The 24528-nt window shown below is 63.7% G+C and carries 22 protein-coding genes; 8 read left to right on the top strand and 14 right to left on the bottom strand.

Translation table 11 applies throughout. From position 1 onward, the window contains the following. Nucleotides 1-16 precede the first annotated feature (16 nt). Genes GCM43_RS21660 through modA form a run of 3 tightly spaced genes read right to left on the bottom strand, consistent with a single transcriptional unit; the run spans nt 17 to nt 2145 of the window. Nucleotides 17-712 (bottom strand): sulfate/molybdate ABC transporter ATP-binding protein, encoded by a 696-nt coding sequence (locus GCM43_RS21660; RefSeq protein WP_152248005.1) that lies wholly within the window; start codon nt 710-712, stop codon nt 17-19. A gap of 5 nt (nt 713-717) precedes the next feature. Further along, nucleotides 718-1389 carry a molybdate ABC transporter permease subunit gene (gene modB, locus GCM43_RS21655; protein ID WP_152247959.1) on the bottom strand — a complete coding sequence of 224 codons (672 nt, stop codon included), beginning with the start codon at nt 1387-1389 and terminating at the stop codon, nt 718-720. 6 nt (nt 1390-1395) lie between these two features. After that, nucleotides 1396-2145 carry a molybdate ABC transporter substrate-binding protein gene (modA, locus tag GCM43_RS21650; protein ID WP_152247958.1) on the bottom strand — a complete coding sequence of 250 codons (750 nt, stop codon included), beginning with the start codon at nt 2143-2145 and terminating at the stop codon, nt 1396-1398. A 140-nt stretch (nt 2146-2285) separates the two neighbouring features. Here modA and GCM43_RS21645 point away from each other — a divergent pair, with 140 nt between their 5' ends. Next, nucleotides 2286-3518, top strand: a complete 1233-nt coding sequence (locus GCM43_RS21645; protein WP_152247957.1) for a putative DNA modification/repair radical SAM protein — start codon at nt 2286-2288, stop codon at nt 3516-3518. After that, nucleotides 3515-5002 (top strand): UdgX family uracil-DNA binding protein, encoded by a 1488-nt coding sequence (locus GCM43_RS21640; RefSeq protein WP_152247956.1) that lies wholly within the window; start codon nt 3515-3517, stop codon nt 5000-5002. The genes GCM43_RS21645 and GCM43_RS21640 overlap by 4 nt, the downstream gene beginning before the upstream one ends. Before the next feature lie 93 nt (nt 5003-5095). On the opposite strand, the gene GCM43_RS21635 is transcribed toward GCM43_RS21640, so the two are convergent. From GCM43_RS21635 to GCM43_RS21615, 5 genes are all read right to left on the bottom strand, one after another. After that, on the bottom strand, nt 5096-6109 hold the full coding sequence (locus GCM43_RS21635; RefSeq protein ID WP_152247955.1) for a bile acid:sodium symporter family protein: 1014 nt from the start codon (nt 6107-6109) through the stop codon (nt 5096-5098). Between the two features lie 199 nt (nt 6110-6308). Further along, nucleotides 6309-6671 carry a BON domain-containing protein gene (locus GCM43_RS21630; protein ID WP_152247954.1) on the bottom strand — a complete coding sequence of 121 codons (363 nt, stop codon included), beginning with the start codon at nt 6669-6671 and terminating at the stop codon, nt 6309-6311. 257 nt (nt 6672-6928) lie between these two features. Then, complete coding sequence (locus GCM43_RS21625) at nt 6929-8302, bottom strand: sigma 54-interacting transcriptional regulator (protein WP_152247953.1); 1374 nt, start codon at nt 8300-8302, stop codon at nt 6929-6931. After that, nucleotides 8299-8847, bottom strand: coding sequence for a hypothetical protein (locus tag GCM43_RS21620; protein WP_226929603.1), 549 nt, complete (start codon nt 8845-8847; stop codon nt 8299-8301). Before GCM43_RS21620 ends, GCM43_RS21625 begins: the two co-directional genes overlap by 4 nt. Then, nucleotides 8844-10262, bottom strand: a complete 1419-nt coding sequence (locus tag GCM43_RS21615; protein ID WP_413770976.1) for a sensor histidine kinase — start codon at nt 10260-10262, stop codon at nt 8844-8846. The genes GCM43_RS21620 and GCM43_RS21615 overlap by 4 nt, the downstream gene beginning before the upstream one ends. A 241-nt stretch (nt 10263-10503) precedes the next feature. Between GCM43_RS21615 and GCM43_RS21610 the strand changes: the two genes are divergently transcribed. Next, on the top strand, nt 10504-13377 hold the full coding sequence (locus GCM43_RS21610) for an insulinase family protein (protein WP_152247951.1): 2874 nt from the start codon (nt 10504-10506) through the stop codon (nt 13375-13377). Nucleotides 13378-13404: 27 nt separating this feature from the next. Here the strand turns inward: GCM43_RS21610 and GCM43_RS21605 are convergent, their stop codons facing one another. From GCM43_RS21605 to GCM43_RS21595, 3 genes are all read right to left on the bottom strand, one after another. Continuing rightward, nucleotides 13405-13812, bottom strand: a complete 408-nt coding sequence (locus GCM43_RS21605; RefSeq protein ID WP_152247950.1) for a VOC family protein — start codon at nt 13810-13812, stop codon at nt 13405-13407. Nucleotides 13813-13890: 78 nt separating this feature from the next. Next, complete coding sequence (locus GCM43_RS21600) at nt 13891-14313, bottom strand: hypothetical protein (RefSeq protein WP_152247949.1); 423 nt, start codon at nt 14311-14313, stop codon at nt 13891-13893. Between the two features lie 105 nt (nt 14314-14418). Next, nucleotides 14419-15309, bottom strand: coding sequence for a helix-turn-helix transcriptional regulator (locus tag GCM43_RS21595; RefSeq protein WP_152247948.1), 891 nt, complete (start codon nt 15307-15309; stop codon nt 14419-14421). A 122-nt stretch (nt 15310-15431) separates the two neighbouring features. Here GCM43_RS21595 and GCM43_RS21590 point away from each other — a divergent pair, with 122 nt between their 5' ends. Next, on the top strand, nt 15432-15809 hold the full coding sequence (locus GCM43_RS21590; protein ID WP_193315696.1) for a methyltransferase family protein: 378 nt from the start codon (nt 15432-15434) through the stop codon (nt 15807-15809). 86 nt (nt 15810-15895) lie between these two features. Here the strand turns inward: GCM43_RS21590 and GCM43_RS21585 are convergent, their stop codons facing one another. After that, nucleotides 15896-16789, bottom strand: coding sequence for a LysR family transcriptional regulator (locus GCM43_RS21585; protein ID WP_152247946.1), 894 nt, complete (start codon nt 16787-16789; stop codon nt 15896-15898). Then, on the bottom strand, nt 16783-17697 hold the full coding sequence (locus tag GCM43_RS21580; protein ID WP_152247945.1) for a LysR substrate-binding domain-containing protein: 915 nt from the start codon (nt 17695-17697) through the stop codon (nt 16783-16785). The genes GCM43_RS21585 and GCM43_RS21580 overlap by 7 nt, the downstream gene beginning before the upstream one ends. Before the next feature lie 107 nt (nt 17698-17804). Here GCM43_RS21580 and GCM43_RS21575 point away from each other — a divergent pair, with 107 nt between their 5' ends. Next, nucleotides 17805-19076, top strand: coding sequence for an MFS transporter (locus GCM43_RS21575; protein ID WP_152247944.1), 1272 nt, complete (start codon nt 17805-17807; stop codon nt 19074-19076). Here the strand turns inward: GCM43_RS21575 and GCM43_RS21570 are convergent. Continuing rightward, entirely contained in the window at nt 19052-19711 is a 660-nt protein-coding gene (locus GCM43_RS21570; protein WP_152247943.1) for a helix-turn-helix transcriptional regulator, read from the bottom strand. The two genes, GCM43_RS21575 and GCM43_RS21570, sit on opposite strands and share 25 nt — an antisense overlap. A gap of 117 nt (nt 19712-19828) precedes the next feature. Here GCM43_RS21570 and GCM43_RS21565 point away from each other — a divergent pair, with 117 nt between their 5' ends. The 3 genes from GCM43_RS21565 to GCM43_RS21555 are packed head-to-tail and all read left to right on the top strand — an operon-like array spanning nt 19829 to nt 24522. After that, nucleotides 19829-20314, top strand: coding sequence for a DUF2165 family protein (locus GCM43_RS21565; RefSeq protein WP_152247942.1), 486 nt, complete (start codon nt 19829-19831; stop codon nt 20312-20314). Nucleotides 20315-20338: 24 nt separating this feature from the next. Further along, entirely contained in the window at nt 20339-21430 is a 1092-nt protein-coding gene (locus GCM43_RS21560; protein ID WP_152247941.1) for an efflux RND transporter periplasmic adaptor subunit, read from the top strand. Continuing rightward, on the top strand, nt 21427-24522 hold the full coding sequence (locus GCM43_RS21555; protein ID WP_152247940.1) for a MexW/MexI family multidrug efflux RND transporter permease subunit: 3096 nt from the start codon (nt 21427-21429) through the stop codon (nt 24520-24522). The genes GCM43_RS21560 and GCM43_RS21555 overlap by 4 nt, the downstream gene beginning before the upstream one ends. Nucleotides 24523-24528: the final 6 nt, after the last annotated feature.

The raw sequence follows: 24528 nt of genomic DNA, 5'->3' as shown, positions 1-24528 counted from the left end.
CAGGCCGATTCCTGTCTTATCCAATTTGTTCTTCCCATGGTGTTTGTCCGCTGTCGATCTGTCCGTCGCGCAGCGTCAGTACATGTTCGCCCAGCAGGCGCACGTCTTCCGGGTCATGCGTGATCAGGATCATCGGCACGCCCAGGCGCTCTTGCCACTGGCTCAGTTCCTTGCGCATTTTGACACGCAATGCGGGATCGAGCGCGGCAAACGGCTCGTCGAGCAACAGGGCGGCCGGGTCCGACACCAGTGCCCTTGCCAGCGCCACACGCTGGCGCTGGCCTCCGGACAACTCGTCGGGATACTGGTGCGCCAGCTCCTGCAGATGAAACGCCGCCAGCCAGTGCTCGACCTTGTCATGGCGCGCCCGCGCACGCGGATTGAACCAGCCGCGCGCCAGGCCGAAGCCCACGTTCTGGCGCACCGTCAGGTGTGGAAACAGCGCGTAGTCCTGGAACAGGTAGGCGACGTTGCGCTGCTGCGGCGCCAGGTTGATGCCGGCGGCAGAATCAAACAGCGTGCGTCCGTTCAGGCGGATATGGCCGGCCTCGGGCGTAAACAGGCCGGCAATCGCTTTCAGAGTCATGCTCTTGCCGGCGCCCGAAGGGCCGAACACGGCAATGCGCTGGCTGTTCGACACGCATTGCACGCGTAGCGTGAAACTGCGTTTGCCGGAACGCAAGGTGGCGCGGATATCGAGGTCGAGTTGCATGGGCGTCATTTGTGTACGATGCGCCCGGGCGCCAGTCGGCCGGCCGCCAGCAGCACCACGATGCACACGATGGAGGTAATCAATACCAGCATATTGGCCGACTCATCCTGGCCCGCCTGCACCGCTTCATACACGGCCACCGACAGCGTCTGCGTCTTGCCCGGAATGCTGCCGGCCACCATCAGCGTTGCGCCAAACTCGCCCAGTGCGCGCACAAAACCAAGCAGCACGCCGGCCAGGATGCCGCGCCAGGCCAGGGGCAATGTGACGCGAAAAAAAATCGCCATTTCCGACACACCCAGCACGCGTGCGGCCTGTTCCAACTGGCCATCGACGGCTTCAAAGGCAGCGCGCGCCGGCTTGAACACCAGCGGAAAGGCCACCACAGTCGAGGCGATCACTGCGCCCTGCCAGGTAAAGATCAGGTTGATGCCGAAGTGTTCCTGCAGCCAGATGCCGAGCGGGCCGCGCCGGCCCAGCAGCACCAGCAGATAGTAGCCGAGCACGGTGGGCGGCATCACCATTGGCAGCGTCAGCAAAGCATCCAGCAGGTTACGTCCGGGAAAGCGCGCGCGCGCCAGCAGATAGCCGGTGCCGATGCCCAGCAGCAAATTGAGCGCCGTGGCCCAGGCCGCTACTTTGAGCGACAGGGCCAGCGCGGTCCACGCGACATCCATGCCCGCTTACGGCTTCTTGAAGCCGTATTTGGCCAGAATGGCCTGCGCCGGCACCGTTTGCAGATAGCTGATGAAGCGCTTGGCTTCAGCCGTATTGCTGTTGCCCTTGATGGCGGCGATCGGATAGAGCACCGGCGACGCCAAGGGCACCTCGTAGACCACCTTGACCTTGTCCTTCATGATGGCCGCGTCGGTGCCATACACGAAGCCGGCGTCGACTTCACCGCGCGCCACGTAGTCGAGCGACTGGCGCACGTTTTGCGTGCTGATCGCCTTGGGCTGCACGCTGTCCCACAGGTTCACTTTCTTCAGCGCGCCTTCCGAATAGCGGCCGACCGGTACGCTGGCCGGATTGGCAATCGCCACCCGCGTCACACTCTTGCCGGCCAGGTCATTGAGGTTTTTGATACCGAGCTTGCTGTCGGCCGGCACGATCAGCACCAGGCTGTTGCTCACAAAATCAAGACGGTCGGCCGGCAATATCAACCCCTGTTTCTGCGCCTGGTCCATGGTTTCCTGGTCGGCCGAGGCAAACACGTCGACCGGTGCACCCTTGACGATCTGCTGCAGCAACACGCCGGACGCAGCAAAGTTCAGCGAAACCTTGCTGCCGGGATACTGCGCTTCATAGCTTTGCGCGGCATCCCTGAAAGCATTGGTCAGGCTGGCTGCGGCCGAGACCACCACTTCGCCAGCGCTGGCGGAGGTGGCAAGCAGGGCGGCACTGAGGAAAGCGGCAAGAGGGGCGAAACGCATGATCGGTCCTTGGTGTGATGGCAGACAGGAGCGTAATATACACTTATATATAGCGTCCTGCCATGCAGCTGGTCAAGCAATACAACAATGGCTTGCACTTCCCTGATATACTGTATATAAATACAGTATCGAGGTGGCCCATGGAATTGACGGACAAACTGGAAATCCTGGCCGACGCAGCCAAGTACGACGCATCATGCGCCAGCAGCGGTGCGCCCAAGCGCAATTCCATCGGCAAGGAGGGCTTTGGCGCCAGCAGCGGCATGGGCATCTGTCACAGCTATACGCCGGACGGGCGCTGCGTCTCGCTGCTCAAGATACTGCTGACCAATTACTGCCTGTACGACTGCCAGTACTGCGTCAACCGCCGCACCTCCAATGTACCGCGGGCGCGCTTTACGGTGGCCGAAGTGGTGAAATTGACCGCCGACTTTTACCTGCGCAACTATATCGACGGCCTGTTTTTAAGCTCCGGCATTATCCAGTCGGCCGACTACACCATGGAGCAGCTGGTGCAGGTGGCGCGCGAGCTGCGCGAAGTGCACCAGTTCCGCGGCTATATCCACCTGAAAACCATCCCCGACGCCGACCCAGCCTTGATTGCGGCCGCCGGGCGCTATGCCGACCGCTTGAGCGTCAATATCGAACTGCCGACGCAGGACAGCGTACAGAAGCTGGCACCGGAAAAAAGCGTGCACACCATCAAGCTGGCGATGGGCTCGATCCGCCGCAAGCTCGATGAAAAGGCCGAGGAACCCAAGTCGCCGCGCTTTGCGCCGGCCGGCCAGAGCACGCAGATGATCGTTGGCGCCGACGCCAGCGACGACCAGCAAATTCTCAATACGGCCGAAACCCTGTACGGCAGCTACAAGCTCAAGCGCGTGTACTACTCGGCCTTCAGTCCGATTCCCCACAGCCCGAAAAGCGTGCCGCTGGCGCCGCCGCCGATGCTGCGCGAACACCGTTTGTACCAGGCTGACTTTCTGCTGCGTAGCTACGGTTTTCAGGCCAGCGAACTGCTGCCGGCCAGCGGCGGCAACCTGGCGCTCGATATCGACCCCAAGCTGGCCTGGGCGCTGGCCCACCGCGAACATTTTCCGCTCGACCTGAACCTGGCGCCGCCGCACATGATCGCGCGCGTGCCCGGCATCGGCCTGCGCAATGCGCAGCGCATTGTTGAATTGCGCCGCTTGCGCCAGGTGCGCTATGCCGACCTGTCACGCCTGCGCTGCAGCATGAAAAAAATCTCGCCCTTTATCATCACCGCCGACTACTTTCCCGCGCGCGACACTACGCCGTCCGAGCAATTGCGGCGCAGCATGGCCGAGGCGCCGCAGCAGATGAATCTGTGGCCGGAACTGCAGGCCGCATGAGTGGCTTTGACGGTCGCGTAGTACGGCTGGTGCCGTCGTTTGCCGACTGGCGCATGGCCGCGCGCGCCCTGCTGGCGCGCCAGGTGCCGCCCGAACAGATCGAATGGCAGACGCAAGCCGGCGAGGGCGACCTGTTTTCCGGCGCGCCAACCGAAGCGAACAACGACAGCTGCGCGCCGCCGCTGCACCTGCCGCGCCAGCTGGTCGAACTGCTCGAAGGCGCAGCCTGCTTCAGCGTGGCCGACCGCTGGGCCTTTTTGTACAAGGTGCTGTGGCGCTGGCAGCGTGGCGAGCACGATGTGGTGTCGCCAGCCGACGCCGATGGTGCGCGCCTGCATGGCATGGCCAAGGCGGTTCGCCGCGAAGAGCACGACATGCATGCCTATGTGCGTTTTCGCGAACGTCCGCCAGAGGCCGGCGCACCGCGCTTCGTGGCCTGGTTCGAGCCCACACACGAGGTACTGCCGCAGGTGGCGCGCCATTTTGCGCGGCGCATGGGTTCCATCAGCTGGCTGATCGCCACGCCCGATGCTTCCATGCTGTGGGACGGCCACACGCTGCATGCCGGACCGGCCCTGATGCGCGGCGCGGCAGATATCGACGACGCCGGCGAAGCGCTGTGGCTGACCTATTACCGCAGCATCTTCAATCCGGCGCGGCTGAACGCCGAGCTGTTGCGCAGCCATATTCCGTCGCGTTTCTGGAAAAACCTGCCCGAGGGCGCCATCGTGCCGGCCATGGTCAGCAGCGCCGCCAATGGCGAGCGGCGCACCGGCCAGAGCGCCACGGTCGGCCAGCGCCAGGGCGCCGCCATGATCCCGATTAGCCCCGAACGCGCCCAGCCCGCCCGCGCCAAAGCCAGCACGCTCGACCAGTGCCGCCGCTGCGACCTGTGGCAAAGCGCGACCCAGGCCGTGCCCGGCACCGGCCCACGCGATGCGCGCATCATGCTGGTGGGGGAACAGCCGGGCGACCAGGAAGACCTGGCCGGCCAGCCGTTTGTGGGGCCGGCCGGCGCGGTGCTTGAACGTGCCATGCAGGAGGCAGGCCTGGCGCGCGACAGCGTCTATCTGACTAACGCCGTCAAGCACTTCAAATGGGAACCGCGCGGCAAGCGCCGCCTGCACAAGACCCCGGCCCAGCGCGAAATTGCCGCCTGCCACGACTGGCTGGAAGAGGAACTGCACAGCGTCAAGCCGCAAGTGATCGTGGCACTGGGCAGCACCGCCTTGAAATCGATCCTGCAGGACGGCAGCGCCGCCATGACACCATTGATCGGCACGCCGCTGCAGCATGACGGCCGCTGGATCGTTACGGTCTACCACCCGTCCTATGTGCTGCGCGCACCCGAAGAAGAGAACCGGCGCCAGGCATACCGCGTGATCGTGGAAGGTTTGCAGCTGGCACGCAAGCTGCTGGCCGAAGGCACAGGCAAACAAACTCAGCAAACTCAGGGTCAGTTCCGCCAAACCGACACGAGCTGAACTGTCAGAGAAAAGTCGCCTCGAACCACCACTGTTTGGTGGCGATGCAAGGCTGAGGCCGTGTCCAGATGGCGGAACTGACCCCGAGTTGGATCAGGAGATGCGGGCTGGAGCTTCGGCAGCGTCGGTGCGGCGCGCGTAGCGCTGGGCGATCACCGCACAGATCATCAGCTGGATCTGGTGGAACAGCATCAGCGGCAGGATCACCATGCCCAGCGAACGGGTGGAAAACAGCACCTTGGCCATCGGCACGCCGCTGGCCAGGCTTTTCTTGGAGCCGCAGAAAACAATGGTGATTTCATCTTCCTTGGAAAAGCCCAGGCGGCGGCTGGCCCAGGTGCTGATCACCAACACCAGCGCCAGCAGCAATATATTGACCAGCGCCAGCGCAATCAGCGTTTCCACCGACAGCGTATGCCACAAGCCTTCGCCCACCGCTTCGCTGAACGCCGTATAGACCACCAGCAGGATCGAGCCCTGGTCGACATATTTCAGCACGGCTTTATGGCGGTCGACCCAGCGGCCAATCCAGCGGCGCAGGAACTGGCCGGCCAGGAACGGCAGCAGCAGCTGCATCACGATCGACAGCACGGCGTCGAGCGACGACTTGCTTTCCGCTCCCTTGGCCACCAGCAGGCCGACCAGGATGGGGGCAATAAAGATGCCGATAAAGTTCGAGGCCGAGGCGCTGCAGATGGCGGCAGGCACGTTGCCACGCGCCATGGCGGTCATGGCGATCGACGACTGCACGGTCGATGGCAGCGCGCACAGAAACAGGATGCCCATGTACAGCTCAGGGGTCAGGAACGTCAGCGCCAACGGGCGCATGGCCAGGCCGATCAGCGGAAACAGCACAAACGTGCTGGCCAGTACCAGCAGATGCAAGCGCCAGTGCAGCACGCCGGCCATCACGGCTTCTTTCGACAGCTTGGCGCCATGCAGGAAGAACAGCGCGCCGATCGCCACGGTGGTGATATTGCCGAATACCACGGCGGTCTGCCCGGTACAGGGCAGGAAACTGGCCAGCGCTACGGTGACCAGCAGGGCAAGGGTGAAATTGTCGGGTTTGATTTTGCTCAATAAAGAGGCGGAGGCAGTAGAAGACATGCGGTTACCTGGTAGCGGCGCAGCCTTGCAACAACATGCTGTGCCGGGATGACGGATGCGCCGGAAACGACGCCTGGGTCAGGTATTTTACCGTCAATGCCGGCAGGCTTGCCGGAGCCATGTCTGGATAGAAACAAACGCGCAAAAAAATGCCCTGTCCGCAGACAGGGCAACCCGGAGTAAAAATCAGCGCGAGCGATTAGCCGGCGGCTTTGACTTTCAGCTCATTCTTGATTTCCTTCACGCCGCTCACGGAGGCAACGATCTGGACAATGCGGTCGCCCGCTTCAGCGCTCGGTACGTCGCCCGACAGGACCACGACGCCTTGCTTGGTTGCTACGTTCACCGGTACGGTGGACGCTTGGGCATCGGCGCCCAGGGCCGCTTTGGCCGAGGAGGTGATGGTGTCGTCGGTGACTGCGGCGCCAGCGTTGGCGGCCAGGACGGTGTCAGCAGGAGCTTGTGCTTTCGGTGCGGAGTCAGCGGCATGCGAAGCGGTAATCGATGCACCCGACAGTACAACAGCAGCAACCAGGGTATTGAACAGTTTCGATGTTTGCATGGTAGTTCCTCTCAATAAGTTTAAAAGCTTCTTACTTGGTTAAAGCAACACTTTGGAGCGTCACATCTACCCATACAGCAAACACCGTGCCAGCTTTTATAATCCCTTTAAAATCAATAGCTTAAATAAAAACCGGGTTTTTCTAGCCTGGCATGGCCCGAAAAACCCGGCTTTTTGTCGCCAGATGGCGACAGCTTGTAAGCACAATATCAACGATTTTAATTAAGTCATTGAATTTAAACGATTTATTATTGTCGCTATTCGGCGACAGGGTCGCCATCGGCCCTGAAAAGCGCTGGTGTGAGCTCGTATTTCTGCAGCAAACGGTAGAACTCGGTACGGTTGCGGTCGGCCAGACGCGCCGCATCAGCCACGTTGCCATCGGTCAGGCGCAGCAGCTGGACCAGATAGTCGCGCTCGAAACGCTGCTTGGCTTCGTTGTAGCTGAGTGCTTCAAGCGACGGCACGCGCAGCGCACGCTGCACCAGGCTCAGCGGCACCAGCGGCGCGGTAGCCAGGGCGCACACCTGTTCAACCACATTGACCAGCTGGCGCACATTGCCGGGCCACGGCGCACCCACCAGCGCACTCAAGGCATCGGGGGCAAAGCCGTTGAGTTTTTTCTGATACTTGTCGGCCAGCTTGTGCAGGAAATGATTGGCCAGCAGGGCAATATCCTCGCGCCGTTCAGCCAGCGGCGGCAGCACCAGCGTCACCACGTTCAAACGGTAATACAGATCCTCACGAAATTGCCCCTCGGCCATGGCCACGTCCAGGTCGCGGTGGGTGGCCGACAGCAAGCGCACATCGACCGGTCGCGTTTCGTTGGCGCCGACCGGGCGCACGGCGCGTTCCTGCAGCACGCGCAGCAGCTTGACCTGCAGCGGCAGCGGCATGTCGCCAATCTCGTCGAGAAACAGCGTGCCGCCGTCTGCTGCCTGGAACAGGCCTTCGCGATTGGCCACCGCGCCGGTAAACGAGCCCTTTACATGGCCGAACAATTCCGATTCCAGTAACTGCTCGGGAATGGCGCCGCAGTTGACGGCAATAAATGGCGCCTTGGCGCGGCGGCTGGCGTTATGCACGGCGCGCGCCAGCAGCTCCTTGCCGGTGCCGCTGGGGCCGCGGATCAATATGCTGGCGTCGGAGCCGGCCACCAGTTTGGCTTCGGCCAGCAACTCGCTCATCTGCGTGCTGCGGCTGATCATTTCGGCGCGCCAACTATCGTCGCTCGACGCCTGCGACGGCAGCACGGTCGACAGCTTGACGGCCGACGCCACTTTTTCCATCAGCAGCTTGCCGTCGAACGGCTTGGTCAGATAGGCGAACGCGCCGCGCGCGGTGGCGTCCACCGCGTCGGGGATGGTGCCATGCGCGGTCAGCAGGATCACGGGCAGGGCGGCATGCTGACGGCGGATATCGTCAAACAGCGCCAGCCCGTCGCGTCCCGGCAATTGCACATCGGTAATGACCAGCGCCGGCAACTCGACCGCCAGACGCGCCAGCGCCGCTTCCGCGCTGCCCACTGCGATTACGCGGTAATTGCCTGCTTGCAGGCGGATGGTCAGCAGGCGCAGCAAATCGGGGTCGTCGTCGACCAGCAAAATAGTAGCCAGTTCAGCGTCACTCATTTCTGTCCTCCCGAGGCGGCGCCCGGCCGTACCGACAAGCTACGCTCGATGTTTTTCAGTCCCTCAAGTTTTTCATTGAGCAAATCATTGCGGCGCTGCGCCTCGCGCAACTGGCTGTTGAGCTTGTCGATGGTGTCGTTCTGGCGCTGCAGTTCGCCATACTGGCCGCTCAAGACCTGCGCCAGTGGCGCGAGCAGTTGCGCTTCCTTGCTACTGGCCTGGGCCACGGTATCGAGCAGCGCCTGCGCGCGCGCCAGGTCGCCCGAGGCGCGCACGCTCGCCTGCAGCATGGCGCGGCGGATGGTGTTGTGCGGAGCATGGTCGAGTTTGGCTACGTCGAGCTGGGCCTTGGTCAGTTCGGACGGTGTCATCAGGCGCAGGCTGTTCTGGTAGGCCAGCAGTTCAGCCACCTGCGGGTCGGCCACCACCACCACGCGCGGCGGCGCCTGCACCACCACCGGCTTTGTTACAACTTGCTGGGTGGCGCAGCCGCTTAGCAGCAGCAGGCCGGCGGCCAGGCTGGCCGCAGAAATTCTTGTCATCATAAGGGCAGTTCGATCTGAAAGTGAGCGCCGGCCGGGCGCGGTACAAGAGCGACGCGGCCATTGTGGGCGGCAATATATTCGTGGACGATGGACAGGCCGATGCCATTGCCATTGCGCGCGCCAGTTGCCTGGCGCACACCCTGGTAAAACGGTTCAAAGATGCGTGCAGCGTCTTCCGGCGCCACACCCAGCCCCTGGTCGATGCAATCGATGCGGGCCCGGCGGCCAGCACGCGACAAGGCAAACCTGATCGTGCCGCCCTCGGGGCTGAAGCGCACCGCATTCGACAGCAGGTTGGCCAGCACCGTGGCCAGCTTGTCGCGGTCGGCCTGCACCACCAGCGCATCATCGTCCGCCTCGACCTCGACCACCAGGCGGCGCGCCTGCCATTGCAGGCGCTGCTCGTCGACCACTGCGTGCAGCAGCGCCAGCAGGTCGACCTGGCTACAGGCCAGGCGCTGGGCGTCAAAGGCGGCGGTATTGTAGCGCAGCAAGTCTTCGATCTGGGTTTGCAGCGAGGCCGTATTGTGCTGCAGGATGCCGGTAATTTCGCGCTGGCCACTCGTCAGCTTGCCCGCCACCTCGTCTTCCAGCAGCGCCACGCCTTCACGCAGCGCCGCCAGCGGGGTTTTCAGCTCATGCGAGATATGGCGCAGGAAACGTTCCTTGTCGGCATCAAGCTCAGCCAGGCGCTGGCGCAGCCAGTCCAGCTGCTGGCCCAGCCGGCGCGTATCGGCCGGGCCGCCCACCACGATGGTCTGGTCATAGCGTTTGTCGCCGAGCCGTTCGATGGCGCGCTCGATGCGGCGCAGCGGGCGCGACAGCAAGAAACCGAAACAGATGGCCAGCACGGCCGCCAGCAGCACCGCGCCGATCACCAGCATGCCCAGCAGCTGGCGCTGGCGTTCAAGCTCATCGAGCAGCGCATCGTTGCGGCTGCCGATCTCGGTCTTGCTTTCACGCGCCAGCGTGTCATTGATCTGCGCCATGCGGGCAAAGGCGCGGTAGACCACGGCCTGGCCGTCGCGCTTGCGCTTCTTGCCAGCCTGCAGCACTTGCCAGGCAGTATCGGCCTGCGCCGTCCATTCATCGGCCAGCTGCGGCGCAAAGTGCGGCGTGGCACGGTTCAGCAGTTGCAAGGCGGCAGCAGCTTCCTCGCGCGCGCTGGCATAGCGCTCGCGAAACAGCGGGTCATCGAGCACCAGGAACTGGCGCGCGCTGCGCTCCATGGCCAGCGTGCGTTCGGACAGGCGCTGCGACTGCTCGGTCAGGGTGATGGCTTGCGCCGCCGTTTCACGGCCAAGCTGGGCCAGATGCTCGAGCGTCAGCAGCGCCTGCACGGAAGTGGCGGCCATAATGCCGGCGGTAAGGATAAAAGCAGCAAATAACAGTTGGCGAAAGGAAAGTCTGGACACAGCTGGGCCTAAGCGGAGGCGGGAAAAAGGTGCATGGTACGCCAAGGGCGCAATCGAACGCGCCAGCCTTGGGGCAGGCCCATCGGCGCGCCGCGAATAGTCCTAGTACAATAGGAAAATTCATGAAAAAAACGTCACAGAGGCATCCGAACAGCGCATCAGCTCTGGCATTGCGCGCGTTTGCCCCCATCTGAATGACAGCAATGCTTTTCAACCATCCACCGCAAAGATCCCATACCGCATGAGCACATTTGAAAAAGTTAGCAGCAACTTCATTCCAGTCTTGCAGGCCACTATCGAACAATACGTCGAGCCCGCAACGGGCATGCGCCATATCCATATGCATACCGAACAGGCTGAGATGGTGTTCCTGGTGGCCTTTCCAACGGTGCCTGAGGTAAGCGACGGTCGCGCGCATATCCTCGAGCATCTGGCCCTGTGCGGCTCGGAACGCTATCCGGTGCGCGACCCGTTCTTCTCGATGCTGCGCCGTTCGACGGCCACCTTCATGAATGCGATGACCTATCCGGATCGCACCGTGTACCCGTTCGCCAGCACCGACCGCAAGGATTTTTTCAATCTGCTCGACGTGTATCTCGATGCGGCGTTCTTCCCCAATCTCGACTACCTGAACTTCCGCCAGGAGGGCTGGCGCCACGCATTTGAAGGCGACAAGCTGGTCTACCAGGGCATCGTCTTTAATGAAATGAAGGGCGCCTTCAACAGCCCGATGCGCGCGCTCGACAGCGGCATTGCCGGCACCTTGCTCAAAGACACCACCTATGAAGTCGAGTCCGGCGGCGACCCATTGGTGATCCCGGAACTGACGCACGAGATGCTCAAGGAGTTCCACGCCAGTCACTACCATCCTTCGCAAGCGGTCATCATGACTGCCGGCAATATCGAAGCGTCGGCGGTGCAGGAACAGGTAGCCCAGCGCGTGCTGTCCAAACTCAGTGGCTTTTCGCCGCGCCGCCTGCCGCAATTGGCGCCGGCCTGGACCGCGCCCAAGGAAACCGTGGTCAAGATTCCATCGCAGGAAGCGCGCGACGATGAATTCGGCCTGCAGTTTGCCTGGCTGCTGGGCGAATCGTCCGATCCAATGGCGTTTTACCACGCCCATCTGCTGTCGGCCGGCCTGTTGGGTGAATCGTCGGCGCCGGTGATGCGCGCGATGGAATCGGCCGGTTATGGCCGTCCGTCCGACATGAACGGTCGCGACGCCGGCATCCGCCAGATGGTGTTCCATATCGGCATGGAAGGCCTGACCGAAGCGCAGATCAGCGATGCGCACCAGCGCATCTGGAACGCACTGGAACAGACGGCAGAAGAGGGCATTCCGGCCGCCGTGCTGCACGCCACCTTGCGCGACATCAAATACAGCCAGCGCGAAATCAGCAGCGGGCGCATGCCATATGGCCTGGGCCGCCTGCTGCATGCGCTGCCGCTGGCCATGTATGACGGCAACGTCATGGATGCTTTCGACAATGCCGCGATCCTGGAAACGCTGGAAAAACAGATTGAAGACCCGGAGTTTTTCAAGCAGCTGGTGCGCGACCTGATCGCCAACCCGACCCGCCTGACCACCCGCGTGGTGCCCGATAGCGCCTTCTTTACCGACCGCGCCGCACAGGAAGACGCGACTCTCGCGGCACTGCAGGCCAGCTTGACGGACGAGCAGCGCGCCCATATCGTGGCCGAGTCCGAAGCACTGGAAGCACACCAGCAACTGCCGTCGAACTCGGAAGTACTGCCGCGCATCCGTCCTGGCGACGTCAGTGCGCAGCCGCGCCCGGCGCTGCCGATACCCGAGCCGGTCAATGGCGCGATTGCCTTCTCGATTGCCTCGAACGGCATCAGCTACGCCAATGTGCTGTACGACGTGTCGCACCTGCCGGAAGCGTCGTGGCCATGGCTGCGCCTGTACACCGACCTGGCGCCGGAACTGGGCGTGGGCGAGATGTCGTTTGACGACGCCAGCGCCTGGCGCCAGAGCATGGTACCGTCGTTCCATATCGGCGTGGAAGCCATTCCGCGCGCCAACAAGGCCATGCGTGTAGAACTGTCGTTCTCGGCCAGCGGCCTGCGCGAAGAACATGCGGCGATTGCCTCGGTACTGTCGGCCTGGATCGCCAGCCCGCGCTTTGACGAAGAAGAGCGCCTGGCCTTTTTGATCGAAAGCCTGGTGCAGGACAAGCTGACCAGCCTGGCCGAGTCGGGCGGTCGCTACGCCATGCTGGCGGCCTGCGCGCCGCTGTCGGCGCAGCGCCGTTTTGACGACATTATCGGCGGGCCGACGGCGCTGGCGTTTTACCGCCGCCTGCAGCAGCTGAGCAAGACCTCGGCAGGCCTGCAGGAAATCGCACGTGAGCTCAATGCCCTGCATGCACAAATCATTGCCCAGCCAGCCACCGTGCTGTGCGCCGGCCTGGAGCAGGATGGCCTGGAACTGGCCTCGCTGCTGAAACTGCCTGCCGGCACCAATATGACGCCGGCAGCAGAGTCTGCAGTGAACGTGCCCGCAAGCATGCCGCTGGCCAATGCCGCACTGCACGCCACCAGCCAGATCAACCATTGCTACCTGGCCTGGCCGGTGCCAGGCGTACACAGCCCGGATGCGGCGGCGCTGGCGGTGGCAGCCGAGCTGATGACCAACCAGGTGCTGCATACGGCCCTGCGTGAAAAGGGCGGCGCCTATGGCGGCAACGCCAGCTATGCGGCCAGCGCCGGTACCTTTACGCTGAGCTCGTACCGCGATCCGCGCCTGGCCGGCACCTATGCCGACTTTGACGCCACGCTGACGCAGATCCTCGATGGCGATTTTTCGCAGGAACAGGTGGAAGAGGCGATCATCTGCGTGATCAAGGGTCTCGACAAGCCGCACTCACCGTATGCGGAAGCGCTGACAGCGTGGAATATGCAGCAGCGTGGCACCACCGAAGCGGTGCGCCAGCAGTTCCGCACCGGCGTGCTCAACTGCACGCTGGCGCAGATCAAGGCCGTCACGCGTACCTGGCTGAAAGACGGCCAGGCCAGCCGCGCCGCCTTTGCCGGCAACACCACGCAGGACCTGGCCGGCCTGCAGGTGGTCGACCTGCTGGCGCTGGCCAGCTAAAACGGTTCAGGCAGGCGGCGCAGTGCTCTAAGCCCCTGCCTGCCCCTGCGGCAGCATATACACCAGTTCCCACTGGTGGCCATCGAGGTCCTGGAAGCTGTGTGCGTACATGAAGCCCATGTCGGTGGCCTCGCGGTAGACGCTGCCGCCGGCCGCCACCGCCTTGGCCACCAGCTGGTCGACTTCGGCACGGCTTTCGGTCGACAGGCACAGCAGCACTTCGGTCTGGGTGCGCGTGTCGCACAGCTGCTTGGGCGTGAACTGGCGAAACTTGTCTTCGGTCAGCAGCATGACGTAGATCGTCTCGCTGACGATCATGCAGGTCGCCGTTTCATCGGTAAAGTTGGCGTTGAAACTGAAGCCGAGCTGGGTAAAGAACGCCACCGAACGGTCCAGGTCGCGCACTGGCAGATTGACAAAAATGTTGCGGGCCATCGTGTCTCCTTTGCTGGTACAAGATTCGTCGAGCTCAAAACAGATTGCTGGCAATGCTGCCGCAGCGCTATGTTGCCACTAGCTGCGCGCTTTTTTCGGCATCGGACCGCAGCGGTGAAACCCGCTTTCCGGTTTGCCGGTCTTGCGGTCGATCATACGAAAACTGGCCTTGCCGCGCAGCTGCAAAATCTGCAGCCGCGATTCGCGCACCGGCTTGTCGTTCATGTCGTAACTGGTCGAGATACTGCGCAAAGTATAGGTCTGGCCATCGGTCGAGACCGACTTGATGCTGGTCTGGACATCATGGTCGTGCGGCCCGATCAGATTCTTGCCATCGAAATACAGCGTGCCGGCATTGGGCACGTCGGCGCAGCGCTTGCCGGCGCCGTCGAGGATATACGTGCCCGCCTGCAGCGGCACGCGGTGATGCGACGGTGCGGCAAGTGCTGTGGCGCCGGCAGCCAGGCCCAGCGTCAGTAAAATAATAGAACGAAAATGCATGGTAACTCCTGAAGCAGCCGCGCAACTGCGCGGGCAAAAAAAAAGTATAGCAGCGCCCATGCCGCCGCGGCGCTTGCTTGCTTGCGCTTTCTTTTTTACGTTCTGTTACGCATGGCGCCCGACGCTCTTGGGCGCATAGCCGAAATAGCGCACGAAAGCAGCGCTGAAATTGGGCGGATGGCGATAACCGACCTGCCAGCCGGCCTGCGCCACCTGGCAGCCCGATTCAAGCAGTGCATGCGCGCGCTGCATGCGTAGCGCCAGCAGCGTGCGCCAGGGGCTGTCGTGATAGCGGTAGCGCCACAGCTGCTTGAACTTGAACAGGCTCAGGCCCACTTGCAGGCATAGATACTCAAGCGTCAGTTCCTGCGCCAGCTGGTCCTGCATCAAGCCATGCGCGCGCTCGATGGCGGCAATCTGCACCGCGCTCGCGCGCGCCGGCTTTGCCTCCTCTTGAGGCAAGGGCAGCAGTCGCAGCTGCTCGCCCAGCACGCTGAGCGCGCCGATATGCACGGCCAGCGGATCGCTGGCGCGCAGCAGTGCTGCCGCCTGGGCCGCCACCGCCGGCGTGGTGGCTGCATGCATCAGCGGTGTCACGCCCTCGGGCGGCAGGCGCGCCGCCAGTGCGGGGGCGTAGCGCGCCAGCATGGCTTCGCCTACCCACACCCGTAATTGCTCAATATGCTTGCCACCGTCCAGACGCCGCTCGCCGCTGCCATGGCGCAAGACCGACACGGTCGTATGGCCAGCTTCAAAACGCAGCCGCGTGCCGTCGTTCATGTCATAGCCGGAAGCGCCTTGCAGACCGATGGTAATGATCAGTGCAGCACCTTCATCGCTGCGCGTGGCCTGCTGTACCACTGGCCGTGGCAGGTGATAATCGGAATGCGCCAGCACCAGGCCATGGTCGATCTGGCGCTGCCGGAAATGGCAGTTGTCGGGCAAGCCATCGAGCTGGCGTGGCGTCCAGCCGGATGCGGCAGGTAGCATGAACATCGAATCTCCCAGGCGCAACGGCGTGCATATGAAAATCGCCGCCGCGCATACAAATGCAAATGATAATTATTCTCATTGTTGCATACAATGGGCTGACTGTTCAACGCCAAGCGGAGCCCACCATGTCGATTTCCTCATTTACCCAACAACACGCACTGCAACCGTACTGGGACCTGGCTTATGCGCCAGTACAGGCCGATGCGATTGCGGCAGCACTGGAGCTGGGTCTGTTCGACGCGCTTGCCGACGCGCACAGCGCGGCCGAACTGGCGGCGCAATTGTCACTGCATGCGCCGCATACGGCGCTGCTGCTCGAACTGCTGTGGAGCATGCAACTGCTCGAGCGCGACCTGGGGCAGGAAGCGTCGCCACGTTACCGCTGCAGCGCTACCACGCTGCAATACTATTGCCGCTCCTCGCCTGCCTTTTGCGGCGACGCCTGGCTATACCGGCTGCATGCCATGCGCCACTTGGCACCACTGGCAAGTGAAGGAGGCTGACGGCAGGTTCAGCAGTAGGTTTAACAGTATCAGGCCAGCGATTTTCCATTGACGCCGGTACAAGTACTGGTAGCGTACAAGCCTGATCAGGCTTGCGCCAGCGCCGCAGCGAGCGCATCGAATACCAGCCGCAGCCGGGGCGCCAGCGGGCCGCGCTGCGGCCGGTAAATGTAGATATCCCATGGCACCGGATCATGCTCGTGCAGCAGCGCCACCAGGCGCCCGGTCGCCAGATGCTGATCGACCAGATAACTCGACAGCTGGCCAAAAGCCAGGCCGGCCAGCACGGCCGACAGCTCGGCTTGCGCATCATTGCAGATAAAACGGTTGCCACGCGGGTAGACTTCCTGCCCATCACCAAACAGCCAGGGCCAGGCGCGCCCCGTGCTGCGATCATGCATGGCGGTGGTCGGTAAACGGTCGAGGTCGGCAATCGCCTGCGGCGCACCATGGCGCGCGATGCAATCGGGCGTGCCCACCACCTGCAGATGCATTTTCGCCACGCGACGCACCACGAAGCGGTTATCGCGCAAGATGCCTATGCGCACGCCGATATCGATTTTTTCGCTGACCACGTCCACCAGCTCATCGCCAAGGCGCACATCGAAATCGATCTTCGGATAACGCTGCGCCAGGGCGGTCAGCGCCGGCATGACGATTGCATGCGCCAGCGCCGTGGGCGCCGCCACGCGCACCAGCCCGCCCGGCTCCTCGCCGCTGCCGGCGTCGCCATGCTCGAACAACTGGTCTACCTGCTGCACCGCCAGCTGCGCGCGCATGGCCAGCTGGGCGCCATAGGCGCTTAGTTGCACCTGGCGTGTATTGCGGTGAAACAGCACTTCTCCCTGCAGGCGTTCAAGCTCCTGCACCGCGCGCGTGACGGCCTGCGGTGAAATGGCCAGCCGGATGGCCGCCTCCTTGAAGCTGCCCAGTTCGGCAGCGGCGCAAAAGATACGCAGCATTTCAAGCCGGTTCAGCATGCGGCCGGCCCGTCCTGATCCTGATGATGCAAGGCGTCGATAATCAGTTCGGCCAGGCGTTCAACCGGCGGCGACGCCGTGGGCACTGCACGCAGCAATTCGAGCGACAGCGACGGCAAGGGCGGCAAGCCGGCCTCGCCTGCGGCCAGCGCATGCACGCCGGACGGCAGGCCATGGCCTGTGCGCACCGTGATGCCCAGACCGGCAGCGGCTGCCGCCCACAGTCCTGCCAGGCTGGGACTGGTAAAAGCCGTGCGCCAGGCGATGCCTTCACGCTCGAGCGCCTCGGTGGCACTGCGCTGGAACAGGCATTCGCGGTCGAAGGCAATCAGCGGCAGCGGCTCGCCTGAGCCTGGCTGCCAGGCCAGCTGTGGCGAGGCGATCCAGCGCATCGGCACGCTGGCAATCACCTGCCGCTGGGCCGCCGGCCAGCCCGGCGCCGGCAGGGCAGGGCAGCCCCACAGCAGCGCCAGGTCGAGCTGGCTTGACGCAAGATGCTGCAGCAAGGCCGTATTGCGCGACACATGCGCTTCAATGCGCACCTTCGGATGGGCGCGGCTGTAACGTCCCAGCACCTGCGGCAGCAGCGCTTCGCCAAAGTCCTCCTGCAAACCCAGTCTGACCCAGCCTTCGAGCGCCGGGCCGCGCAAGGCCAGTGCGGCCTCGTCATTGAGTTCGAGCAGGCGACGCGCGTAAGCGAGCAGCACTTCGCCCGCCTGCGTGAGCGCCAAACCGCGGCCTTCCTTGCGAAACAGGCTCTGGCCGGCCTGTTCCTCGAGCTTTTTCAGCTGCGCACTGACGGCCGACGTGGAGCGGCCCAGCCTGTCGGCCGCGCGCGCGAAACTGCCCAGCTCGACGCCGGCAACAAAGCTGCGCAAAAAGGCCAGATCGAAATGCAATGGTGTCATGGGAATAAACGTCCGCTTTTATCGAACGATGGCTGCAAAATTTTCTGATATTCAACATCATCATACTGCGCAACACTGGCGGGGTCAATCACGCTACGGTCTCCATCATGCCTGCATCCTGTTCCGCCACGTCCGCCACTGTTGCCGTCTTGCCTTCCAGCCACCGCTGGAAAGTGCTGGGCGTCGGCGTGGCCGCCAATGTCAGTTTTTCCGCCGCAGCCAATGGCCTGCCCACTACCGCCATCTGGCTGCGCAGCAGTTATCACCTGGGCAGCACGCAGCTGGGCGTGGCGCTGGGCGCGATGGGGCTGGGCATCGCCTGTTCCGAGCTACCTTGGGGCATGGCGACCGACCGCTTTGGCGATCGGCCCGTGTTGCTGACGGGGCTGCTTAGCAGCATGCTGGCGCTGCTGGCCATGATGCTGTGGCTGACGCCAGGGGGCAGCATCCCTTCCTTGCCCATGCTGGCAAGCGGGCTGACGCTGACCGGCCTGCTGATCGGCAGCGTCAATGGCGCCAGCGGACGCGCCGTGATGCGCTGGTTTGGCGCCGGCGAACGCGGCTTTGCCATGAGCATCCGCCAGACCGCCGTGCCGCTGGGCGGCGCCATCGGGGCGCTGCTGCTGCCGCCGCTGGCATCGCGCCTGGGCTTTGGCGCCGTATTCGGCGCACTGGCCGCCTGCTGCGCGCTGTCGGCGTTTTTCACCTGGCGCTGGATGCATGAGCCTGTTTCTGCCGGCGAGGCCGCCACGGCCCCGCAAAACGCGTCCACGGGGCCAGATACCACTCAGGCTGCTTCGCCGTTTGCCAATCGCCGGCTATGGCGCATCGTGGCGGCCATCGGCCTGTTGTGCGTGCCGCAGTTTGCCATCCTCACCTACGCTACCGTGTTTCTGCATGACCATGGCCACCTGGGACTGGCCAGCATTACTGGCGTGATGGTGGCGCTGCAGGCCGGCGCGATGATCACGCGCATCTGGAGCGGCAGATACACCGACCGCCATGCCAACCGCCCGGCCTATCTGCGCGCCTCGACGCTGATTGCGCTGGCGCTGTTTTTGCTGCTGGCCATCGTGACCTTCTGCGGCGCGCCGGACTGGCTGCTGATGAGTGCCGTGGTGCTGGCCGGCATCGGCGTGTCGGCCTGGCATGGCGTGGCCTATACGGAACTGGCAGTGCAGGCCGGCAGCAGCAGTGCCGGTACGGCGCTGGGCATGGCCAATACGGCGGTGTTTATCGGCTTCTTCTGCACGCCGGTACTGATTGCCCAATTGCTCGATGTGGGCGTCTGGTGGTGGGTATGGGCTGCGGCCGGCCTGGTGGCGCTGGCGACCCGGCCATTGTTTCCTGCGCCTCAGGACAGTGGCGAAATCCGGTAGACACAGCGCATGGCATTGCTCAGCACATGCTGCTCGCGCACGATGCGTGCGGCTGGGCCGACCACTTCCTGGAACAGCTGCAATTCGGAGCGGCAAAATCCCTGGCAGGTGCGCGCTGCCGCGCAGATCGGGCAATGGTCTTCGATCAGCAGCCAGTCTGCGCCGTCGGCCTCGACCCTGGCCATATAGCCTTCTTCATCGCGCACGCAAGCCAGCTGTGCCAGGCGCGTGGGTAAATCGGGTGCATTACAGGCCAGCGCATAAGCGGCCCGGCTTTCCTGTTCGCGCTGGCCGATCAGCTTGTCCAGTCCTGCCTCGCCAAACAGCTCGCGCACCGAACCGATCAGCTTGACGGTCAGCTGCGCATGCGTGTCGGGAAAGCGCGCATGGCCCGCCGCCGTCAGCACCCAGTTCTGGCGCGGCCGGCCGGCACCTGCCTGCGCTTCCTGCCTTCCTTCGATCAGGCCGGCCGTGACCAGCTTCTGTACCTGCTGGCGCGCCGCCTCGCTCGTCATTGCCAGCGTCCTGGCCAGCGTCGCAGTCGATACAGGCCCTTTGGTCTTGATGAAGTAGAGGATGCGCTCGTTGGTATGCGGTGCATCTTGATTATCCAAACGTTTACTTGTGTAATTCATTTTACTCAACTATGATGGCCACGTTATACAACTATTTGCTTGCATAATAGGCCGATCTCCCGATGCTGTCGAGGTTTTCGTGCCTGCCTGTACGCAAAGTCTTTGACAGGAATCATCATGCCGCTACCGCATACCATCTGGCTGTTTCAACTGATTCTGGCAATCGGACTGGCCGTCTGGCTGAGCCTGGCCACCCTCAACAATCTCCAGGGTTTTCACGGCTCGGTCTGGGCGATCGGCAATACCATGCGCATGGATTCTTTGCGCCAGGATCCGACCACCACGACGCCGCTGCTGCGCCGCGCGATCACGTCCCTTGCCGTGCACCGGCTGGCACTGCTGCTGGTGCTGGCCTTGCAGGCAGCCAGCGCGGCCTGTGCCTGGACTGGCGCTGTCATGCTGCTCGGCGGCAGTGCGGCGCAGGCGCAATCGTGGCTGAACCTGGGCTTGTGCGCGATGGCCGCCTTCCTGCTGCTGATGCATCTGGGCGGCTTGTGGTTCGCCTACTGGATCGCGCAGGAAGGGCTGCAAGGTACACACCTGGCCATGCTGTTGTGGTGCATGGCGCTGTTTTTCCTGTTCAACCTCCGCTGGGCTGCCTAGCCTCTCGTACTCAAGGAGTTCCTCATGAATCGCAAAATTGCCGGCGCCTGTGCGCTGGCCATGGCGCTCGCCGTTACCGGTGCAGTGCTGGCCACGCGCGCCCAGTCAAAAGCTGCCGCTTCCCCATCGCCTGCACCGGCAACCAAGGTGGCACTGGCGCCCGTGCTGCAAGGCGAGCAGCAACGCTACTTCAGTGCCGTGGGCGAGCTGGAGGCGGCGCGCCAGGTTCAGGTCGCTGCCGAAGCACCGGGTCGCGTGACGCGCATCGCCTTTTCTTCAGGCCAGCAGGTCGCTGCCGGTGCGCTCCTGGTGCAGCTCAACGACGCGCCTGAACAGGCCAGCCTGCTGCGCCTGCGCGCCCAGCTGAACAACGCCCAAAGCCGCCATGCGCGCACCGTGCAACTGGTGGCCGACAATGCGGCCACGCGCGAACAACTCGACAGCGCCGTGGCGCAACGCGATGCCGCGCTGGCCGAAGTACGCCAGACCGAAGCACAGATTGCGCAAAAAGCCATCCGTGCACCATTTGCCGGACAGCTGGGCATCCGCCGCGTGCATGCCGGTCAATACCTGCAGACCGCCGACGCGGTGGCCAGCCTGATCGACACCAGTGCGCTGCTGGTGAACTTCGCGCTCGATGAACACAGCAGCGCCAGCCTGGTGCCAGGCCAGGCGGTGCAGGTCCAGGTCGACGCCTTCCCGGGCCAGGTATTCGAAGCGAGCATCAATGCCATCGATCCGCTGGTGGCGCGTTCACGCATGGTGCAAGTGCAGGCAACGCTGCGCATGCAAAAAGCGCAGCAGGCACGCCTGATGCCGGGCATGTATGCCAGCGTGAAGGTGGCGCGTCCGCCGGGCCAGCAACTGACGGTACCGGAAACGGCCATCACCTACAGCGCTTATGGCGATACGGTATTCGTGGCGCAACAGACCGGCCCGGGCCTGACCGCCAGGCGCGTGGCGGTCGAACTGGGAGAACGGCTCGACGGCCGCGTGGCCATCGTCAAAGGACTCACGGCGGGCCAGCGCGTAGTAGTGTCGGGCCAGCTGAAGCTGGCCGATGGCATGGCGCTGCAAGCCGTACCGGATACCCTGAGCCAGGAGCGCTGGCCATGAAGCTGACCGACCTGTTCGTGCGCCGCCCGGTGCTGGCGCTGGTGCTCAGCACCCTGATCCTGATGCTCGGACTGCTGGCCATCAAGCAGCTGCCGATCCGCCAGTACCCGCAGCTTGAATCGTCGACCATTACCGTCACCACGTCCTATCCGGGCGCCTCGGCCGACCTGATGCAGGGCTTTGTCACGCAGCCGATCGCCCAGGCTGTGTCTTCGGTGGAGGGCATCGATTACCTGAGCTCGTCCTCGGTACAGGGCCGCAGCCTGGTCACCGTCAGGATGGCGCTCAACCGCGATTCCACGCAGGCGCTGACGGAAGTGATGGCCAAGGTCAGCCAGGTGCGCTACAAGCTGCCCCAGGGCGCCTTCGACCCGGTCATCGAGCGCTCGGCCGGCGAGTCGACAGCGGTCGCTTATGTCGGCTTTGCCAGCGACAGCGTCTCGGCGCCAGCGATGACCGACTACCTGGCGCGCGTGGTGCAGCCCATGTTTGCCACCATCGACGGCGTGGCCAAGGTCGAGCAATATGGCGGCCAGCAACTGGCGATGCGCCTGTGGATCGATCCGGCCAGGCTTGCTGCACGCGGCCTGACCGCTGCCGACGTGGCTGACAGCGTACGGCGCAACAACTACCAGGCGGCGCCAGGCAAGGTCAAAGGCCAGTTCGTCGTCTCCAACCTCAGCGTCAATACCGACCTGACCAGCGTGGCGCAGTTTCGCGAGATGGTCATCAGCCGCGCCGGCACAGCCGGCCAGCACGCTGGCGAACTGGTACGGCTGAAAGACGTCGGCACGGTGGAGCTGGGCGCCGCCGCGCAGGAAAGCAGCGGCATCATGGACGGCGTACCGGCCGTGTACCTGGGCCTGCTGCCCACGCCCGGCGGCAATCCGCTGGTAATCGTCGACGGCATCAGGCGGCTGCTGCCCGAGATCGCAAAAACCCTGCCGCCAGGTGTCAGAGTCGAGCTGGCGTTCGAGACGGCGCGCTTTATCGAGGCGTCGATCGACGAAGTGGCAAAGACCCTGCTTGAAGCGCTGGTGATCGTGGTGCTGGTGATTTACCTGTGCATGGGATCGCTGCGTTCGGTGCTGATCCCGGTGGTGACCATCCCGCTGTCGATGCTGGGCGCAGCGGCGCTGATGCTGGCTTTCGGCTTCAGCATCAACCTGCTGACCCTGCTGGCCATGGTGCTGGCGGTCGGCCTGGTGGTCGATGACGCCATCGTGGTGGTGGAAAACGTGCATCGCCATATCGAGCAGGGCAAGTCGCCGGTCGCAGCTGCGCTGGTTGGCGCGCGCGAAGTGGCCGGCCCCGTCATTGCCATGACCATGACGCTCGCTGCCGTCTATGCGCCGATCGGCATGATGGGCGGCCTGACCGGTGCGCTGTTCAAGGAGTTTGCACTGACACTGGCTGGCGCCGTGGTGGTCTCGGGCGTGGTGGCGCTCACGCTCTCGCCGGTGATGAGTTCCTTCCTGCTGCAACCGAAGCAGGGCGAAGGGCGCATGGCGCGTGCAGCCGAACATTTCTTCGGTGCACTGGCGGCCCGCTATACGCGCCTGCTCGACCTGTCGCTGCGCCACCGCGCCATCGGCACCGGCTTTGCCGTGCTGGTGATGGCCAGCCTGCCATGGCTGTATCTGCTGCCGCAGCGCGAACTGGCGCCGCCCGAAGACCAGGCCAGCGTGCTGACAGCCATCAAGGCGCCGCAGCAGGCCAGCCTGGACTATGTCGAACGGTTTTCCTACAAGCTCGATGCGCTGTACCAGCGCGTGCCCGAAACGGCTTCGCGCTGGATCATCAACGGCAGCGACAACTCCAGCGTCGGCGGCATCAACCTGACGCCCTGGGGCGAGCGCCAGCGCAACGCCGCGGTGATCCAGGCCGAGCTGCAGCAGGCGGCAGGCGATGTCGAAGGCACCAGCATCTTTGCCTTCCAGCTGGCGCCGCTGCCAGGCTCGAGCGGCGGCCTGCCGGTCCAGATGGTGCTGCGCAGCGCGCACGACCATGCCAGCGTGTACCGCAGCATGGAAGAGATCAAGCAGCGCGCGCGCGACAGCGGCCTGTTTGCCGTCGTCGACAGCGACCTCGATTACAACAACCCGGTGGTCAAGGTGCAGGTCGACCGCTCGAAGGCCAACAGCCTGGGCATCGGCATGCAGGATATCGGCGAGTCGCTGGCAGTCCTGGTGGGCGAGAACTACCTGAACCGCTTTGCCCTCGATGGCCGCGCCTACGACGTGATCGCGCAAAGCCCGCGCGAGCAAAGGCTGACGGCGCAGGCGCTGACGCAGCAGTATGTGCGCACCAGCGACGCCAGCCTGCTGCCGCTGTCGGCCGTGGTCTCGCTGCACGAACAGATCGAGCCGAACATGCTGACCCAGTTCAACCAGCAGAACGCCGCCACCTTCCAGGGCGTGCCGGCGCCAGGCGTCACGCTGGGCGACGCGGTGGCGTTCCTGGAAGGCGCGGCTGCGACGCTGCCACCCGGCTACAGCATCGACTGGCAATCGGATGCGCGCCAGTTTGCCAGCGAAGGCAACGCGCTGCTACTGGCCTTCCTGGCAGCGGTGGTGGTGATCTACCTGGTGCTGGCAGCGCAGTACGAAAGCCTGAGCGATCCCCTGATCATCCTCATCACGGTACCACTGTCGATCTGCGGCGCGCTCATTCCGCTGGCACTCGGCTTTGCCACCATCAATATCTACACGCAGATCGGCCTGGTAACCCTGATCGGCCTGATCAGCAAACACGGCATCCTGATGGTGGAGTTCGCCAACGAACTGCAGGTGCATGAGGGACTGGCCCGGCTTGACGCCATCCGCAAGGCCGCACAGATCCGTCTGCGCCCCATCCTGATGACCACGGCCGCCATGGTGGTGGGCCTGGTGCCGCTGCTGTTTGCCTCGGGCGCCGGCGCCAACAGCCGCTTCGGGCTGGGCGTGGTAATCGTCTCGGGCATGCTGGTCGGCACCTTGTTCACGCTGTTCGTGCTGCCCACCATCTACACCCTGCTGGCGCGCCGCCACGCCGGCGACCATGCCACGCCACGCGCACGCGACCTGTCGCAGGCGCTGGCCGATACTCCGTAAAGGACT

The sequence above is a fragment of the Janthinobacterium aquaticum genome (assembly GCF_009208565.1).
Lineage (GTDB): Bacteria > Pseudomonadota > Gammaproteobacteria > Burkholderiales > Burkholderiaceae_D > Janthinobacterium.
This window is presented reverse-complemented; position numbering and strand designations above follow the sequence as displayed.

What these genes read in the sequence shown, in the direction of transcription:
- GCM43_RS21660 (WP_152248005.1), bottom strand. Translation starts at nt 712, where the DNA reads ATGCAACTCGACCTCGATATCCGCGCCACCTTGCGTTCCGGCAAACGC.
- modB (WP_152247959.1), bottom strand. Translation starts at nt 1,389, where the DNA reads ATGGATGTCGCGTGGACCGCGCTGGCCCTGTCGCTCAAAGTAGCGGCC.
- modA (WP_152247958.1), bottom strand. Translation starts at nt 2,145, where the DNA reads ATGCGTTTCGCCCCTCTTGCCGCTTTCCTCAGTGCCGCCCTGCTTGCC.
- GCM43_RS21645 (WP_152247957.1), top strand. Translation starts at nt 2,286, where the DNA reads ATGGAATTGACGGACAAACTGGAAATCCTGGCCGACGCAGCCAAGTAC.
- GCM43_RS21640 (WP_152247956.1), top strand. Translation starts at nt 3,515, where the DNA reads ATGAGTGGCTTTGACGGTCGCGTAGTACGGCTGGTGCCGTCGTTTGCC.
- GCM43_RS21635 (WP_152247955.1), bottom strand. Translation starts at nt 6,109, where the DNA reads ATGTCTTCTACTGCCTCCGCCTCTTTATTGAGCAAAATCAAACCCGAC.
- GCM43_RS21630 (WP_152247954.1), bottom strand. Translation starts at nt 6,671, where the DNA reads ATGCAAACATCGAAACTGTTCAATACCCTGGTTGCTGCTGTTGTACTG.
- GCM43_RS21625 (WP_152247953.1), bottom strand. Translation starts at nt 8,302, where the DNA reads ATGAGTGACGCTGAACTGGCTACTATTTTGCTGGTCGACGACGACCCC.
- GCM43_RS21620 (WP_226929603.1), bottom strand. Translation starts at nt 8,847, where the DNA reads ATGATGACAAGAATTTCTGCGGCCAGCCTGGCCGCCGGCCTGCTGCTG.
- GCM43_RS21610 (WP_152247951.1), top strand. Translation starts at nt 10,504, where the DNA reads ATGAGCACATTTGAAAAAGTTAGCAGCAACTTCATTCCAGTCTTGCAG.
- GCM43_RS21605 (WP_152247950.1), bottom strand. Translation starts at nt 13,812, where the DNA reads ATGGCCCGCAACATTTTTGTCAATCTGCCAGTGCGCGACCTGGACCGT.
- GCM43_RS21600 (WP_152247949.1), bottom strand. Translation starts at nt 14,313, where the DNA reads ATGCATTTTCGTTCTATTATTTTACTGACGCTGGGCCTGGCTGCCGGC.
- GCM43_RS21595 (WP_152247948.1), bottom strand. Translation starts at nt 15,309, where the DNA reads ATGTTCATGCTACCTGCCGCATCCGGCTGGACGCCACGCCAGCTCGAT.
- GCM43_RS21590 (WP_193315696.1), top strand. Translation starts at nt 15,432, where the DNA reads ATGTCGATTTCCTCATTTACCCAACAACACGCACTGCAACCGTACTGG.
- GCM43_RS21585 (WP_152247946.1), bottom strand. Translation starts at nt 16,789, where the DNA reads ATGCTGAACCGGCTTGAAATGCTGCGTATCTTTTGCGCCGCTGCCGAA.
- GCM43_RS21580 (WP_152247945.1), bottom strand. Translation starts at nt 17,697, where the DNA reads ATGACACCATTGCATTTCGATCTGGCCTTTTTGCGCAGCTTTGTTGCC.
- GCM43_RS21575 (WP_152247944.1), top strand. Translation starts at nt 17,805, where the DNA reads ATGCCTGCATCCTGTTCCGCCACGTCCGCCACTGTTGCCGTCTTGCCT.
- GCM43_RS21570 (WP_152247943.1), bottom strand. Translation starts at nt 19,711, where the DNA reads ATGAATTACACAAGTAAACGTTTGGATAATCAAGATGCACCGCATACC.
- GCM43_RS21565 (WP_152247942.1), top strand. Translation starts at nt 19,829, where the DNA reads ATGCCGCTACCGCATACCATCTGGCTGTTTCAACTGATTCTGGCAATC.
- GCM43_RS21560 (WP_152247941.1), top strand. Translation starts at nt 20,339, where the DNA reads ATGAATCGCAAAATTGCCGGCGCCTGTGCGCTGGCCATGGCGCTCGCC.
- GCM43_RS21555 (WP_152247940.1), top strand. Translation starts at nt 21,427, where the DNA reads ATGAAGCTGACCGACCTGTTCGTGCGCCGCCCGGTGCTGGCGCTGGTG.